Origin of the sequence: Ochrobactrum sp. AN78 (genome assembly GCF_029909885.1) — a bacterium.
GTDB lineage: Bacteria > Pseudomonadota > Alphaproteobacteria > Rhizobiales > Rhizobiaceae > Brucella > Brucella quorumnocens.
Genome location: NZ_JASAMU010000001.1, coordinates 112,299 through 127,665, shown reverse-complemented (window position 1 = coordinate 127,665; position 15,367 = coordinate 112,299). Strand labels below are relative to the sequence as shown.

The window sequence follows — 15,367 nt, the reverse complement described above, 5'->3', positions numbered from 1 at the left end:
TCTCCCAAAATTTCCGCCCCCGCCGTTAGGCCCTGCGGAATTCCTCCAAAACAAGATGCTAAGCCTTCGTTTTTACGCATGTCTTTGTCCCAAAACCGGTTCCCACTTTTGGGAGACATGCTCTAGCCTGCGATCTTGTCCCATGCCTCAACCGCACGCTGCGCGCGTTCACGCACGTCAGCGACCGTCAAACCAGCCTTGTAAAGACTGGAACCAAGCCCGAAACAGCTCACTCCCACTGCCCGATAAGTCGCAAAATCAGCTTCCGAGACGCCACCCACGGCACCCACCGGAATATCCTTCGGCAAGACCGCGCAAATGGCCTTGATGCCGTCAGCGCCCAGCACACTTGCCGGGAAAAACTTGAGCGCCGATGCGCCTGCATGAATGGCGCTGAAAGCCTCCGTCGGTGTGAACACTCCGGGCATCGTCACCATGCCGTGCTTGGTCGCACGGCGAATGACATCGGGTTCGACATTGGGGCTGACCAGAAGTCGGCCACCAACATCATTGAGCCGATCCACATTCTCGACCGAAAGCACTGTGCCAGCACCAATCAGCACATTGTCTGGCGCGAGTTTCGCAGCCTTTTCAATGGATACAAACGGCTCTGGCGAATTGAGCGGAATTTCAATCGCCTCAAAACCCACCTCGATCAGAGCGGAGACAACACCTTCCGTTTCTTCTGGCCGAATGCCGCGCAGGATTGCCACCAGCGGATAGCGAAGCTTTGGCCATGCGATACGTTCGCTCATCGCGCTCCTCCCGCAAATGCGTGTTTTGCCGCCATAAACAGCCCATCGCGCACCAGCTCATCGGCTTCGATGCGGTTCACTTTCACACCAGCAATCTCAAGTGCAGAAGCATAAAGCGCGCCCATCATGCCGTCGGAAAGCAGCAGAACCTCGCTTGGTTTACCAAACAATGTGCGGCCACCGGCAACTTCCAGCCCGATCAACAGACCTGACAGACGTGCAAGCTGATCTGTCGGCTTACAGTCATGCACCAGCCAGCCAGCACGCACCGTAAAGAGCGCATTGGCGATAAGCTCAGGTGTCTCAAGCGAAGCTTTGACACCTGCTGCAAAGGCAGCGCTTGTCGGATCGACCGGCCCAGCTCCTTCAAGCGCACCAGCCAGAACCGACTTGTCTTTCAGGAGTGCAAACAATTCGCCCGTCATGAAAGAGCGGTAGTCGTTGAGCTTGCCGTCTGCGATATGTACCCATTTGGCGTGCGTTCCGGGCATCACCACCACGGCATCACGCGTGCCGCGATGCACCAGACCAAGCAGCTTGGTTTCCTCGCCGCGCATTACATCCGGCGCATCCTCGCTGCGCCGCGCAACACCTGGCAGCATGATGACATGGCGTTTTGCAGGCACCCGAACTGCAGCAGCAACAACGCCTGTCAGCCCCGCAGGCAAGCTCATATAGGGCGCTTCGATCCAGCCGGTCCGCGAACCGGCCATACCGCAGATCACCACCGGCAGATCATCGGGCGCATTGACCTGAGCCAGATGCTGTTCAAGCAGCGTCTCAAAACCCGCTTCTTTGGCGTGCAGCAGCCCGTCATCGCCACGGCTTTCCTTGAGCACAGTGCCATCGACATCCAGCGTCCAGAGGCGAAACCGGGTCGTTCCCCAGTCCGCAACTGCCGCAAATGGCTTCTGAACCCCCGACATCAGTGGTTATCCCGCGGCAGGCCACGCGTATGCGCAATATCCTGATACTTGACCGCGTTTTCGAGAACGGCACCCGTTTCCATCTGACCAACAACCGCGCGCTGGATTTCCTGCCACGGAGTCTGGCTTTCCGGGTATTTGTAGCCGCCCGCAGCTTCCAGAGCTTTGCGACGCTCTGCCAGTTCTTCATCGGAAATCAGAATATCCGCCGTACCACGACCGATATCAATGCGAACCCGATCACCCGTCTTGAGGATGGCAAGGCCACCGCCAGCCGCAGCTTCAGGCGATGCGTTGAGGATCGAAGGCGAACCCGACGTGCCCGACTGGCGACCATCACCGATGCAAGGCAAGGAGCTGATGCCCTTCTTCAAAAGATAGTCAGGCGCGCGCATGTTCACGACTTCTGCGGCACCCGGATAACCGATTGGCCCTGCACCACGCATGAACAGCACGGTATGCTCGTCGATTTCCAGCGACGGGTCGTCAATGCGGTGATGATAATCTTCCGGGCCGTCAAACACGACAGCCTTGCCTTCAAAGGCATTCGGGTCTTTCTCGTCAGTGAGATAGCGATTGCGGAATTCTTCCGAAATAACGCTGAGCTTCATGATTGCCGAAGAGAAGAGATTGCCGCGCAGCACGCGGAAGCCGGCATGTTTCTTCAATGGATCATCATAAGTCTTGATGACATTGCTGTCTTCAATCGTGGCATTCTTGCAGTTTTCACCGATGGTCTTGCCGTTAACAGTGATCGCATCTTCATGAATGAGGCCCTGCCCCATCAGCTGATTGACGACTGCTGGCACACCGCCCGCATGGTAATAATCTTCACCGAGATATTCACCCGCTGGCTGAAGGTTGACCAGAAGTGGAATTTCCTCGCCATATTTCTGCCAGTCATCGACAGTCAGCTCCACGCCAACGTGACGCGCCAAAGCGTTCAAATGGATCGGCGCATTAGTCGAACCGCCAATCGCAGAATTGACGCGGATTGCATTAATGAAGGCTTCCTTGGTCATGATGTCTGTTGGCTTCAGATCTTCATAGACCATCTCAACAATACGACGACCGGTCAGATAGGAAACTTCCTGACGGTCACGATAAGGCGCTGGAATTGCAGCCGAACCCGGCAACTGCATGCCGAGTGCTTCGGCAAGCGAATTCATCGTCGTGGCCGTGCCCATCGTATTGCAATAGCCAGTCGATGGGGCCGAAGAAGCAACCAGCTTCACGAAGCCCTGATAGTCGATCTCGCCCTTGGCAAGCAACTCGCGTGCCTTCCAGACGATTGTGCCCGAACCGGTACGCTCGCCACGGAACCAGCCATTGAGCATTGGGCCAACCGACAGCGCAATCGCCGGAATATTGACGGTCGCAGCAGCCATCAGGCAGGCAGGTGTAGTCTTGTCACAGCCAATGGTCAGCACAACGCCGTCAAGCGGATAGCCATAAAGCACTTCCACGAGGCCGAGATAAGCAAGGTTACGGTCCAGACCCGCCGTCGGACGCTTACCGGTTTCCTGGATAGGATGAACCGGAAATTCGATCACGATGCCGCCCGCTTCACGCACACCTTCACGAACGCGATTGGCCAGCTCCAGATGATGACGGTTGCACGGTGAAAGGTCAGAACCCGTCTGCGCAATGCCGATGATCGGTCGACCGGATTGCAGCTCTTCCTGACTGAGACCGTAATTCATGTAGCGCTCAAGATAGAGCGCAGTCATGTCGACATTGTCCGGATTATCGAACCATGCGCGCGAGCGGAATCTTGGTGCCTTTGGCGTAACGGGCTTATTCATTTCACTGTCCTGCGTGGGTAAGAGACCGTCGGGCGGTCCCAATTCCTTCGACACCGATCCTCAAAGTCAGATCGGCGTGCTGAATGTTTGTTTCATCGCGCATCTTGTTCCGAAAACCGTTTCACACTTTTCGGGATGCGCTTTAATCTTCAAAAGCTTCAACCACATGCCGCTGCCCCAGAAGGAAGGCATCGGCAACATGGGTCAGAGGTGCCAGGTCAACATCACTCTGCCCTTCGCCAACCAGCTTCACAAAATTCTGGTAAAGGCGCTGATATTCACGATCCGGCTCGGCCATTTTCTCCGTGCCTGCGATGGTCAACCGACTACCGCCATGGCTCAACAGCAGCGTTCCTTTATCGGTCTCGACACGAATATCCCATGTCTGCGGACCCGTCTGTCGCCAGTCGAGCTCAAACGAGACCGGCACGCCGCTTTCCGTCTCAAACTTTAGATCAGCAGCAATCGGTGCCGCTCTATTTTCGGGGAAAAACAGGTCGGATTTCGTCAGGAAAAACCTTGCCGGCATAATATGCGTGACAATAGACAGCGCATTGATGCCCGGGTCGAAAACGCCAAGACCGCCTGGCTCCCAGATCCACTGCTGGCCGGGATGCCAATGGCGCACGTCTTCTTTCCACGAAACCGCAACAGACTTGATTGCAGCGTCTTTCAGAAATTCGCGTGCAGGTTCGACGGCTGCGGCTTCGCGCGAATGCCATGTTGCATAAAGCGTCACGCCCTGTTTCTCAGCGAAACGCGTCAGCGCCTGCACTTCCGAAATCGTAGCCCCCGGAGGCTTTTCCAGCATCACATGCTTGCGCGCTTTGAGTGCCGCATAGGCTTGGTTAAAGCGCCCCTGCGGCGGCGTGCAGAGCGAAACCGCATCAATGGCGACATCACTTCCAAGCAGCTGGTCGATATCGTGGAAAGATGGCAGACCATCGAGACCAGCGTTGCGGCTGGCAACGGCGGCAAGATGAATGCCGTTTACGACTTCAATGGACGGTAGATGCTGGTCGCGCGCAATCTTGCCAAGACCAACAATAGCAAGAGAGATATTGGACTGAGCTGACATCTTACAGCGCCTTCACTGCAACATCTTCGGCTTTCGCCTGTGCCAGTCTGTTGACCAGCGGATAACGGAAAGGCTTTGCCGAAATCTCGAACTGATCACCGACTTCCGTCTTCACTCCTTCGGAGAAAGACAGTGTCGCCGTGCCAAAGAAATGTACATGAATATCGCCCGGACGACGGAACAGCTCGTACTTGAAATGGTGATGTTCCAGATTGGCAATCGTGTGCGACATGTTCGCTTCGCCCGAAAGGAACGGCTTTTCAAAGATCACCTGATCGCCGCGACGAATCCGTGAAACGCCTTCAACATGATCCGGCAGGTCCCCCACATAAAGCTCCGGCCCCAGCGACGCCTGACGCAGCTTGGAATGCGCGAGCCAGAGATAATTCTGCTTTTCCGTCACATGATCAGAAAACTCATTGGCAAGGCAGAAGCCGAGGCGAAACGGCGTGCCATCTGGCCCAATCAGATAGATGCCTGCGAGTTCCGGTTCTTCACCACCATCTTCGGCAAAAGATGGCGAGACCAATTCACCGCCCGTTTCAACCAGCGCCGAACCATCACCTTTATAGAACCATTCCGGCTGCACGCCGGTTTGGCCGGGCTTTGGCTTGCCGCCTTCAACACCCATCAAAAACATACGCATGGAGTCGGTCGGCTTTTCAGCAGCCTGTGCTGCCTTGTGCATCTTGTCGCGACCGTCAGCAGAACCAAGATGTGTGAGGCCCGTACCTGCAACAATCAGATGTGCTGGATCTTCATGGGTAATCGGCAGGCCAACCTGACCACCTGCAAGTGCTGCATGAATATCGACAGCCTCACCCTTGCCATTATGTTTCACTTGCTCGGCCACCTGCTCGGCAAGACTGATACCTGCAGAAATTGCTGCCCAGGCCAATTCATAAGTTGTTGTTACGCCATTAACGATGTGTGCCGCGCCCTCGTCATCGCAAGCAGCCACACGTGTTTCTCCGCGCGCGTCGCGGAACTGTATCAGACGTAACATTGAACCTCCCAATTTCCGCAAAACCATCGCGGAACATTATCCTGACCGTTCAAAAACACATCCGTGCCATTTGACGGCTCCTTCTTATTAATATGACTATTTTGCCAAACACCGCTTTGTCAAGCAAGCTCGAAGAACTGATCACGCGCCCCGTCGCTACCTTACCGGGAAAGTAGATTTAGCCTATTGATTTTAAATAATTATTCTAGATTATGCACGTTTGTCGCACCTCAATGGCTTACCAGGATTCAGAAATATACTTGCTATAAAGTAATATTATATGCTTCATAATCGCTAAGGCCGGGAGGGCCTTTTATTGGGAGGAACTATTATGAAACGCAGTTTGACGGCCCTGACGGCCGCATTTTCTTTCGCCCTGATTTCGAGTGTATCTGCAGCCTCACTGACGGTCGGCTTTTCGCAGATCGGTTCGGAATCGGGCTGGCGTGCAGCCGAAACCAGCGTCACCAAGCAGGAAGCTGAAAAGCGCGGCCATACATTGAAATTCGCCGACGCACAGCAGAAGCAGGAAAACCAGATCAAGGCCGTTCGCGGCTTCATTGCGCAGGGCGTCGATGCCATCCTGATCGCGCCAGTAGTTGCGACAGGCTGGGATGCGGTGCTGAAGGAAGCCAAGGAAGCAGAAATTCCTGTTGTGCTTCTCGACCGCCAGATCGATGCACCGGAAGATCTCTATCTCACTGCTGTTACCTCCGATCAAGTCCATGAAGGCAAGGTCGCTGGCGAGTGGCTGGTGAAAGACGTGGGCGACAAGCCTTGTTCCGTGGTTGAACTTCAGGGAACCACAGGTTCGTCCCCGGCAATCAACCGTAAAAAGGGCTTCGAAGAAGCTCTTGCCGGCCACGACAATATCAAGATTTCCCGCTCTCAGACCGGCGACTTCACCCGCACCAAGGGCAAGGAAGTCATGGAAAGCTTCATCAAGGCTGAAGGTGGCGGCAAGGATATTTGTGCTGTCTACGCCCATAATGACGACATGGCCGTCGGCGCAATTCAGGCCATCAAAGAAGCAGGTCTAAAGCCAGGCACCGACATCAAGATCGTGTCGATCGATTCCGTGCCGGATATTTTCCAGGCAATGGCCAATGGTGAAGCCAATGCAACGGTTGAGCTGACGCCAAATATGGCTGGCCCGGCATTCGATGCCATCGAAGCTTTCAAAGAAAAGGGCACGGTTCCACCAAAGTGGATCCAGACCGAATCCAAGCTTTATACACAGGCTGACGATCCGAAGACTGTTTATGAGGCCAAGAAGGGGCTGGGCTACTGATCGCATCATCTTATCCGGGCTGCGCAAGTTGCGTAGCCCGGATAGAACTCGCAAATCAGCAGGCGGAAAAATCATATGGCTCGCTCTGATATCGGCGCAGCGTCAGTAACGGCGACCCCGCTGCTTGAAGCTCGTGGAATAACAAAATCATTTTTCGGCGTCACAGCGCTTGATCATGTCGACTTTGCTCTTGCGACAGGTGAAATCCACGCTTTGCTTGGGGAAAACGGCGCAGGGAAATCGACGCTCATCAAGATATTGACTGGCGCTTATCACAATTTTGACGGCGCGATACTGCTCGAAGGCCAGTCGATCGCCCCGGCATCCGTCACCGACGCGCAAAAACTTGGCATCGGCACAGTCTATCAGGAAGTCAATCTTCTCGAAAACCTCACAGTCGCCGAAAACCTTTTTCTTGGCCGGCAGCCAAGTCGGTTCGGCTTTGTTGATCGCCGTCAGATGGAACGCGATGCAGCAGCACTTTTATCACGCTATGGACTGACGATTGAGGTCAGCGCACCACTTTCAGCCTATTCCGTCGCTATACGACAGATCATCGCCATCGCCCGCGCCGTCGATCTTTCGGGCAAGGTTCTCGTACTGGATGAACCGACCGCCAGCCTTGACGCGCGTGAGGTCGATATGCTGTTCGGCGTGTTGCGGCAATTGAAAGCTGAAGGTCTCGGTATCATCGTCATCACCCACTTTTTGGATCAAGTCTATGCTATCGCCGATTGCGCCACCGTCTTGCGCAATGGACGGCTGGTTGGCAGCCGCAATCTTTCCGAATTACCACGCACCGACCTCATTTCCATGATGCTCGGCCATCAACTGCAAGAGACCGTGCGCAGACAACTCACCGAAGAAGTGAGCGACGACACCGCCGCACCCATTCGATTTTCGGATTTTGGCAAAAAAGGCAGCGTTGTGCCTTTCGATCTTGCGATCAAGCCGGGCGAAGCGGTCGGTATTGCCGGATTGCTCGGCTCAGGACGCACCGAAACCGCACTTCTCATGTTCGGTGTAGATCAAGCCGACAGCGGCACACTGACGGTAGACGGCAAAGAGACAAAACTGCCTACACCTGTGGCGGCTATCGCTGAACGCTTCGCCTTTTGCCCAGAGGAACGTAAGACGGATGGCATCATCGGCGACTTTTCGGTTGCTGAAAACATTACCCTCGCCGTGCAAGCAAAACGGGGCTGGTCAAAGCCTATTTCTTCCCGCGAAAAAGCAGCTCTCGCCCAGCGCTATATCAAGGCGCTCGATATTCGCCCGCCTGATCCCAACAAACCAATCAAATTTTTGTCCGGCGGCAACCAGCAAAAAGCCATTCTGGCCCGCTGGCTCGCTACCGATCCGCGCCTTTTGATCCTCGATGAACCGACGCGCGGCATCGACATCGGCGCACATGCGGAAATTCTGAAACTGATCGGCGAACTCTGTACTGAAGGCATGTCACTCGTCATCATCTCTTCGGAATTTGAAGAGCTGGCTGCTGTCGCCAATCGTGTCATCGTGCTTTCCGACCGTCGCCACGTTGCAGAACTCAAAGGCGAAGAAATCACCGCCGACAATATTGTTCGCGCAATTGCCGAGACCGGTCATGTCAGCGAAAAGGAAGCTGCAGCATGATCGCTCGCCTGCTCAAAAAACTTAAAAGACTAGCGCCCCAGCTCGCCGCGCTTGTGGCAATTCTTGCTGCAAACACGATCATATCGCCGGGATTTCTGGATATTTCATTTCAAAATGGGCGTCTCTATGGAAGTCTGATTGACATTCTGGTGCGTGCTGCACCCGTGGCCATTCTGGCCATCGGCATGACGCTGGTGATTGCCACACGTGGCATTGATCTATCCGTGGGAGCCGTAATGGCGATAAGCGGCGCATGTGCTGCGTCGTTGGTCGTCTCAGGCTATCCGCTGGCAATTGTCATTCCGGTCGCATTGGGCGTTGGCCTGCTCTGCGGATTGTGGAATGGGTTTCTGGTTGCAGTTTTCGATATTCAGCCCATCATCGCGACGCTCATCTTAATGGTCGCGGGGCGTGGCATTGCGCAGCTCATCACCGAAGGCGCGATCCTCACTTTCAATAATGATGCCTTTGCGGCGCTTGGTTCGGGCTCGCTGCTTGGTGTGCCCATTCCGGTGCTGATCTGGCTACTTGCTGGTATCGTCGTTGGCTTTGCAGTGCGTTCAAGTGCGCTTGGATTCCTCATCGAGGCGACCGGCATCAATCGCCGCGCAGCCATGCTGGCAGGTGTTAAAGCGCGCTTTCTTCTATTCAGTGTCTATGCGGTTTCAGGCGCAGGTGCAGCGCTCGCAGGTCTGATCGCAACCGCCGATATTCGCGGTGCAGATGCCAACAATGCAGGCCTCTGGCTTGAACTCGACGCCATTCTGGCAGTCGTTATCGGCGGCACCTCGCTTAATGGTGGTCGTTTCTCGATCATGGCCTCACTGCTTGGCGCACTGATTATCCAGTCGATCAATACAGGCATTCTGATGGCGGGCTTCCCACCGGAATTCAACCTGATCATCAAGGCGGGCATCATCATTATCGTACTGACATTCCAGTCACCGGCAATTGTCAATCTGATCGCCTTCCTGCGTACTGAGCGCAAAGGCAATGCAGCCAAAACAACACATCAAAACCAGCAGGGAGCACAATGATGAGAGTGCTTCGCAATCTTCCATTCCTGACAACCGTGGCCATTTTTCTACTCGCTTATGCGATCTGCGTCATCCAGTTTCCGAACATGCTTTCAACGCGGGTTATCGGAAATCTTCTCACAGATAATGCCTTTCTTGGCATTGCCGCAGTCGGCATGACATTTGTCATCATCTCCGGCGGCATCGACCTTTCAGTCGGATCGGTTATCGCTTTCACCAGCGTTTTTGTGGCTGTCCTTGTCGGCCAGTTGGGTGTGCACCCTCTAGTGGCTTTTGGATTGGTGCTGGTGCTTGCTGCCCTCTTCGGTGCGTGGATGGGCATGATGATCCATTTTCTGGGTATTCCGCCCTTTGTGGCGACGCTTGCAGGTATGTTTCTAGCGCGTGGCGCAGCCTTCCTCATCTCGACACAATCCGTGCCGATTTCGCACCCCTTCCTCGATACGCTTCAGGGGCTTTATTTCCGGCTTCCGGGCGGAGGCAGACTGACATTCATTGCAATGGTGATGCTGTCCGTCTTCATAATCGGCGGTATTATCGCGCATCGCACGCGCTTTGGTGCTAATATTTATGCACTCGGCGGCAATCAGCAATCAGCCGAACTGATGGGGGTTCCCGTTGGCCGCACAACAATCGGCATCTATACGATGTCCGGTGTGCTTTCGGGTCTCGCTGGCATTGTCTATACGCTCTACACGTCTTCTGGCTATTCGCTGGCAACCGTCGGTGTAGAACTCGATGCTATCGCTTCGGTGGTAATCGGTGGAACGCTTCTGACCGGTGGCGCAGGTCTTGTAGCAGGTACTTTCGTCGGGATTCTGATCCAAGGCCTGATACAGACCTATATTGTTTTCGATGGAACGCTGTCTTCCTGGTGGACGAAAATCGCAATCGGTATATTGCTGTTCCTGTTCATAGCACTACAGCGTGGACTTGTTTGGTTTGCTGATATGAGATTAGCACGCCAACGTATGAAGGAGGCCTGAATTGGGATTGCTGGAAACGGCTATAACAGGGCGTAAACGACATAACAGCCATTCGGTTGTCGTGGGTGAGCTCGGTCGCGGCATCGTCGCGGGAACCATCCCCGAAGGCTCAATCCTGCCCGGCGACAACGAGCTTTCGTTGCGATTTGGAGTTTCCCGCACTGTTCTGCGTGAAGCGATGAAGACCCTTGCCGCAAAGCGGTTGATTGAAGCCAAGGCAAAGGTAGGCACCCGCGTTTTAGGTCGAGCAAGCTGGAACTTCTTCGATCCCGATGTGCTGACATGGCGTTTTGACGCTGGCTTTGACGAAGTCTTCGTCGACCATCTAGCTGAAATGCGCATGGCGCTTGAACCTGCTGCCGCCGCTGCCGCCGCACAAAATGCGACCAGCGAAGAACTCGTCGAACTCTATGCCCTGGCTGCGAAATTCGACGATCCCGCACACACACCAGAATCGATTGCCAAGGTCGATCTCGAATTTCATCTCGCTATTGCGCGCATGTCTGGCAATCCGTTCATGCGTTCGGTCAGTGGGCTGATCGAGGCAGCTCTCGCCATCTCGTTCCAGCTATCCTCGCCCGCAGCTTCCCCCGAAGGCATTGCGGAATGCGCCGCTAATCATCTGCGTATCGCTCATGCCATTGCGTCACGTGACCGCCAGAAAGCGCGCGCAGCTATGGAGAGTGTGATCACACTTGGCGTCGAACGCATCCGCGTCGCGATTTAAACCACTGGTCAGGATACCTTCAGATCAAATTTCGGATCGCCGCGCAACGTATTGCTGACGGTGCAGATTTCTTCGGCCATCTCCGCAAGACGATGCTTCTCGCCTTCGGTCAGCTCGCCATCAAAATGGAATGTTATATCGAATCGTTCGATCCGTGACGGCCCCTCATGTGCCTTGTCACCTTTTACTTCCACCCGAACATTGGTGAGCTTTTCACGCAATTCGAGCTTGGTAGCAGCAATCCGCGCACTCAGCGCCATGCAGGCAGCAACCGACGCATAAATCAGGTCAAGCGGGTTAAACCCCGCCTGACTGACGCTGGTGACAATCTCCACCGTGCCGCCTGTCGGCGTGGTGATCGTTGGAAGCTTACCATGCGGCATTTCCGCGACCGCCCCGGTCTCACGGGTCCTGACCTTCAGTTCACTCATGGCTGAACTCTCCTGTATTCGATACCGCGTGCAAGCCAGCAGCTGACACTCACATCTGATATTCCACCTTTAGCATCGCGGCGGAAAACGAGTTTCCATTCACCAGGCGACGGCGCATCCAGCGAGCGCTGAACCGGTAACAGCCAGACATCCGTCCCGACACTATAAAGCGGATACATGTCGCTCTTGCCCAGAAAACCTTCGAAAGCACCATAGATCGCACCACCTTCGGCAACGAGCAAAAGATCGGCATCCAGCTCATCGCTGTGATAGCGGCCAACGATGTCCTGCCTGGCTTCGCCCTTGATGCGGTTCATCGTCAGACGCAGATTCTCGTCGTCGCGTGAAAGCTCGATCACGTCGCCATCGCGCTTTATCGTCGTCACGGACGAGCGAGCCTCGTTCACGCCCACCACATCCATCATTTCTGGCCCGGTGCCAAAACGTGCTTTGATCAGACCACGTCCAGAATCCTCAAGACTCAGAACAAGGCCTGTTTCCTGACACAACCATGAACCGAACCAGGCCGCACCCGCTTCGACGCGTTGTGGTTCGGACGTCGATGCGCCCAAAGCAATATTCATCAATTTGAAGGCAACGTCCGAGGCACCGCCCTCGAAGTTAAACATGGCAATCGTTGATAACCGCTCATCAGCGCAATGCCAGCGCTGGCAGCGCCAACCACGCAACGCTCCGCCATGGCCGGTTAGCCTTTTGCCGCCCGCTTCCTCAAATTTGAGGCCGAAACCATAAGGTGCATTTGTACCGTCGCTGAATGTTTGCGGTCCGCTCAGGCGGCGATAAATACTGCTCTCATCGTCCCGCGTTGCATCAATGAACTTCTCCCACGCGATCATGTCATCAAGGGATGCGCAGATACCCGCGTCACCCATCCAGTGAAGGCGATTGATTGCGGGCAGAAAGCCGCGAACCGTGTCGCCCTCATATCCGGTACATTCAGTGAAAAGCGCTGTATCCGGGATCAATTCGGCTGTCTTCATGCCCGCAGGCTCAAAAATGCGTTCGGACAAAAGCTCGACCAGCGAGCGTCCGGTATGGGCTTCAATCAAATCTGCCAGAATACGGAAATTACCGTTGCAGTAGGAATAGTGCGAACCGGGTTCAAAATGCGTGGTTTTCAACCGTCGCAGCAGGCTTTGTGCCTGTTCAGGCAAGAATACGGCTTCAGGATCCGCACCGCACAAAACCGTCAGCGCCCAATAATCGCGCAAACCAGACTGGTTATTGCAAAGTTCACGCGTGCTCGGGCGCTCTTCTTCGAACTTGTCGAGATAGGCTGCTAAGGCATCATCCAGCAGTTCTGGTTCACCAATAGCGTCAAGCAACACGCCACAAGTGAACTGCTTGCTGATCGAGCAAATCGGCATCCGCGTTTCTGCGGTCATCACTTGCCGCGTCGCAAGATCGGCAAAGCCCCACGCGTGCCGCAAAACAACCTCGCCGTCCTTGACGACGGCTACGACGCCGCCGGGGCCTTTGTAGTTTTGGGGAATGTTGCGAACAAAGGCTTCAATGGCGGACGTATCAAACTTGGACATGATCGACTCAAGACTCACAAAAAATCAATGCGTGACAAGACGCATCATTTTACGCGATCTATCAAGGCCATAGCCGCGTGTGGATTGTGCGCCTTATGGCCGCTGATGACATAAAGATAGACATCACGAGCCACATTGTCAGCAAGTGGCGGCTTAATGGTTTTAAGACTATCGGGCACATGACCAACCGCTATGGCTTTGGCCCGCTCGGCCCAATGATCAAGCTCGCCCTGACTGTAACCAAGCCTCAAGTCTTCCTGTGTACCCATGATCCGCAGATAGGCAAAAGGCGCGGTCATGTCGGCGATTTCGACAAATTTGCTGTCACCCGCAATCACCACCGCAACGCCATATTCCCGCAGCAGTGCAATGAAATCCGGCGAGTTGAAACTGTCGTGACGCACTTCGACAGCATGGCGTAGATCACGCCCGTCGACACGTTTTGGCAGAAGTTTGAGGAAAGCTTCAAAATCGGCTGGATCGAATTTCTTCGTGCCCATGAACTGCCAGTTGATGACGCCGAGCTTGTCTTTCAGCTCAAGAAGACCGCCTGTCACGAATTTCTCGATACCCTCGCCTGCTTCAGCCAGCACACGCCGATTGGTCGAAAAGCGTGGTGCTTTCAGCGAAAATACAAAGTCATCCGGCGTCTCATCATGCCACTTGGCAAAAGTCGTAGGTTTCTGCGGACCATAATAGGTGCTGTTGATTTCGATGGAGGTCAGCTTGCTCGAAGCATATTCGAGCTGACGTTTTTTGGAGAGCTTTTCCGGATAGAAACTCTTGTCCCACTCCTCAAAAGCCCAGCCACCGATACCCACTCGGATTTTGCCTGAATTAGTCTCACGCATTTTATCCATACCTCCGCGACATGAGTTCATGAGCGTTGCTCATGATGTTTAAGCTGTATTCATATCGTTCGCTATGCTGTTATCAATAGGCTTTACTGGAGGAGTAAACAAATGTCGGAAACAAAAGATCCGATCGTCATCGCCAGTGCGGTGCGAACACCGATCGGAAGTTTTCAGGGAGCGCTCAAGGGGGAGAGTGCAACAGCACTGGGCGCTGTCACAATCAAGGAAGCTGTCCACCGAGCCAGCCTCAATCCGGATCAGATCGACGAAGTGCTTATGGGCTGTGTATTGCCGGCAGGGCTGGGACAGGCGCCCGGACGTCAAGCCTCAATTCATGCTGGTCTCCCGCAGGCTGTGCCGTGCTCGACTATCAACAAGGTTTGCGGATCAGGCATGAAAACAGTCATGCTGGGCGCTGATCTCATTTCGGCAGGAAGCGCGGAAATCGTTGTTGCGGGCGGCATGGAAAGCATGACCAATGCACCTTATCTGCTTGAAAAGGCGCGCGGTGGCTATCGCATGGGCCACGGCAAAATCTACGATCATATGTTCCTCGACGGCCTTGAAGACGCCTATGACAAAGGCCGTGCCATGGGAACTTTTGCGGAAGAAACCGCAGACCATTATCAGTTTACCCGTCAACAGCAGGATGAGTTTGCTCTGCGCTCACTCTCGCGCGCACTCAAGGCTACTGAAGCGGGCTATTTTGCGAAAGAGCTGGTCAATGTTGCGGAGCTTGACCGCGACGAACAACCGACCCGCGCAAAGCCTGAAAAGATACCAAACCTCAAGCCTGCCTTCCGCGAAGGCGGCACGATCACTGCTGCTAATTCTTCCTCAATTTCGGATGGCGGGGCCGCCCTCACCCTGATGCGGCTATCCAAAGCTGAAAAGCTTGGCATAGAACCGCTTGCCATTATTCGTGGTCATGCAAGTCAGGCACAACAGCCAGCCCTTTTCACCACGGCCCCGATTTTTGCGATGAGGAAACTCTTCGACAAAACCGGCTGGAATGTACGCGACGTCGATTTGTTTGAAATCAATGAAGCTTTCGCCGTTGTTGTTATGGCTGCAATGCAGGAACTCGACCTCCCCGCCGACAAGGTGAATATCCATGGCGGTGCGTGCGCTATGGGCCATCCGATTGGCTGCTCTGGCGCACGCATCATCGTCACGCTGCTTCATGCCATGAAGCAGAACGACCTCAAGCGTGGCATGGCTTCAGTCTGTATCGGCGGCGGTGAAGCGACAGCCATTGCACTTGAAACGTTGTGAGG

14 protein-coding genes are annotated in these 15,367 nt (G+C 54.6%); 6 read left to right on the top strand and 8 right to left on the bottom strand.

Going from position 1 to position 15,367, the window contains the following annotated elements; genetic code table 11:
* Positions 1–122: 122 nt before the first annotated feature.
* From QBD00_RS00665 to araD1, 5 genes are all read right to left on the bottom strand, one after another.
* Positions 123–755: a 2-dehydro-3-deoxy-6-phosphogalactonate aldolase gene (locus QBD00_RS00665; RefSeq protein WP_318578430.1), complete on the bottom strand. Its 633-nt coding sequence runs from the start codon at positions 753–755 to the stop codon at positions 123–125.
* On the bottom strand, positions 752–1,681 hold the full coding sequence (locus tag QBD00_RS00660; RefSeq protein ID WP_318578429.1) for a 2-dehydro-3-deoxygalactonokinase: 930 nt from the start codon (positions 1,679–1,681) through the stop codon (positions 752–754). The genes QBD00_RS00665 and QBD00_RS00660 overlap by 4 nt, the downstream gene beginning before the upstream one ends.
* On the bottom strand, positions 1,681–3,486 hold the full coding sequence (locus QBD00_RS00655) for an IlvD/Edd family dehydratase (RefSeq protein WP_095447195.1): 1,806 nt from the start codon (positions 3,484–3,486) through the stop codon (positions 1,681–1,683). The genes QBD00_RS00660 and QBD00_RS00655 overlap by 1 nt, the downstream gene beginning before the upstream one ends.
* Positions 3,487–3,628: 142 nt before the next feature.
* Positions 3,629–4,564: a Gfo/Idh/MocA family oxidoreductase gene (locus QBD00_RS00650; RefSeq protein WP_318578428.1), complete on the bottom strand. Its 936-nt coding sequence runs from the start codon at positions 4,562–4,564 to the stop codon at positions 3,629–3,631.
* Position 4,565: 1 nt separating this feature from the next.
* Positions 4,566–5,570, bottom strand: a complete 1,005-nt coding sequence (gene araD1, locus QBD00_RS00645; RefSeq protein ID WP_318578427.1) for an AraD1 family protein — start codon at positions 5,568–5,570, stop codon at positions 4,566–4,568.
* A 331-nt stretch (positions 5,571–5,901) separates the two neighbouring features.
* On the opposite strand from araD1, the gene ytfQ reads away from it, so the two are divergent.
* The 5 genes from ytfQ to QBD00_RS00620 all read left to right on the top strand — a co-directional run bounded on the left by ytfQ (position 5,902) and on the right by QBD00_RS00620 (position 11,246).
* Positions 5,902–6,861, top strand: coding sequence for a galactofuranose ABC transporter, galactofuranose-binding protein YtfQ (gene ytfQ, locus QBD00_RS00640; protein WP_318578426.1), 960 nt, complete (start codon positions 5,902–5,904; stop codon positions 6,859–6,861).
* A gap of 75 nt (positions 6,862–6,936) precedes the next feature.
* Positions 6,937–8,496: a sugar ABC transporter ATP-binding protein gene (locus tag QBD00_RS00635; RefSeq protein WP_318578425.1), complete on the top strand. Its 1,560-nt coding sequence runs from the start codon at positions 6,937–6,939 to the stop codon at positions 8,494–8,496.
* The gene (locus tag QBD00_RS00630) at positions 8,493–9,533 is read left to right on the top strand and encodes an ABC transporter permease (protein WP_095447200.1); all 1,041 of its coding nucleotides are present in this window, start codon (positions 8,493–8,495) and stop codon (positions 9,531–9,533) included. The genes QBD00_RS00635 and QBD00_RS00630 overlap by 4 nt, the downstream gene beginning before the upstream one ends.
* A complete protein-coding gene (yjfF, locus tag QBD00_RS00625) occupies positions 9,533–10,519 on the top strand; it encodes a galactofuranose ABC transporter, permease protein YjfF (protein ID WP_095447201.1) in 987 nt (328 codons plus the stop codon). The genes QBD00_RS00630 and yjfF overlap by 1 nt, the downstream gene beginning before the upstream one ends.
* A gap of 1 nt (position 10,520) precedes the next feature.
* Positions 10,521–11,246: a FadR/GntR family transcriptional regulator gene (locus tag QBD00_RS00620; protein ID WP_095447202.1), complete on the top strand. Its 726-nt coding sequence runs from the start codon at positions 10,521–10,523 to the stop codon at positions 11,244–11,246.
* A gap of 8 nt (positions 11,247–11,254) precedes the next feature.
* On the opposite strand, the gene QBD00_RS00615 is transcribed toward QBD00_RS00620, so the two are convergent.
* From QBD00_RS00615 to QBD00_RS00605, 3 genes are read right to left on the bottom strand one after another with little or no spacing between them, the layout of a single operon-like run.
* The gene (locus QBD00_RS00615) at positions 11,255–11,677 is read right to left on the bottom strand and encodes an OsmC family protein (protein WP_095447203.1); all 423 of its coding nucleotides are present in this window, start codon (positions 11,675–11,677) and stop codon (positions 11,255–11,257) included.
* Positions 11,674–13,236, bottom strand: coding sequence for a D-aminopeptidase (locus tag QBD00_RS00610; protein WP_318578424.1), 1,563 nt, complete (start codon positions 13,234–13,236; stop codon positions 11,674–11,676). The genes QBD00_RS00615 and QBD00_RS00610 overlap by 4 nt, the downstream gene beginning before the upstream one ends.
* A gap of 44 nt (positions 13,237–13,280) precedes the next feature.
* Positions 13,281–14,087, bottom strand: coding sequence for a DUF72 domain-containing protein (locus QBD00_RS00605; protein WP_318578423.1), 807 nt, complete (start codon positions 14,085–14,087; stop codon positions 13,281–13,283).
* A gap of 111 nt (positions 14,088–14,198) precedes the next feature.
* On the opposite strand from QBD00_RS00605, the gene QBD00_RS00600 reads away from it, so the two are divergent.
* Positions 14,199–15,365 carry an acetyl-CoA C-acyltransferase gene (locus tag QBD00_RS00600; protein ID WP_318578422.1) on the top strand — a complete coding sequence of 389 codons (1,167 nt, stop codon included), beginning with the start codon at positions 14,199–14,201 and terminating at the stop codon, positions 15,363–15,365.
* Positions 15,366–15,367: the final 2 nt, after the last annotated feature.

Excerpts from the sequence above, each read along its gene's own strand:
- QBD00_RS00600 (WP_318578422.1), top strand. The coding sequence starts at position 14,199 with ATGTCGGAAACAAAAGATCCGATCGTCATCGCCAGTGCGGTGCGAACA.
- QBD00_RS00615 (WP_095447203.1), bottom strand. The coding sequence starts at position 11,677 with ATGAGTGAACTGAAGGTCAGGACCCGTGAGACCGGGGCGGTCGCGGAA.
- araD1 (WP_318578427.1), bottom strand. The coding sequence starts at position 5,570 with ATGTTACGTCTGATACAGTTCCGCGACGCGCGCGGAGAAACACGTGTG.
- QBD00_RS00605 (WP_318578423.1), bottom strand. The coding sequence starts at position 14,087 with ATGCGTGAGACTAATTCAGGCAAAATCCGAGTGGGTATCGGTGGCTGG.
- QBD00_RS00630 (WP_095447200.1), top strand. The coding sequence starts at position 8,493 with ATGATCGCTCGCCTGCTCAAAAAACTTAAAAGACTAGCGCCCCAGCTC.
- QBD00_RS00635 (WP_318578425.1), top strand. The coding sequence starts at position 6,937 with ATGGCTCGCTCTGATATCGGCGCAGCGTCAGTAACGGCGACCCCGCTG.
- QBD00_RS00650 (WP_318578428.1), bottom strand. The coding sequence starts at position 4,564 with ATGTCAGCTCAGTCCAATATCTCTCTTGCTATTGTTGGTCTTGGCAAG.
- QBD00_RS00660 (WP_318578429.1), bottom strand. The coding sequence starts at position 1,681 with ATGTCGGGGGTTCAGAAGCCATTTGCGGCAGTTGCGGACTGGGGAACG.
- QBD00_RS00665 (WP_318578430.1), bottom strand. The coding sequence starts at position 755 with ATGAGCGAACGTATCGCATGGCCAAAGCTTCGCTATCCGCTGGTGGCA.
- QBD00_RS00655 (WP_095447195.1), bottom strand. The coding sequence starts at position 3,486 with ATGAATAAGCCCGTTACGCCAAAGGCACCAAGATTCCGCTCGCGCGCA.
- QBD00_RS00610 (WP_318578424.1), bottom strand. The coding sequence starts at position 13,236 with ATGTCCAAGTTTGATACGTCCGCCATTGAAGCCTTTGTTCGCAACATT.
- yjfF (WP_095447201.1), top strand. The coding sequence starts at position 9,533 with ATGAGAGTGCTTCGCAATCTTCCATTCCTGACAACCGTGGCCATTTTT.
- ytfQ (WP_318578426.1), top strand. The coding sequence starts at position 5,902 with ATGAAACGCAGTTTGACGGCCCTGACGGCCGCATTTTCTTTCGCCCTG.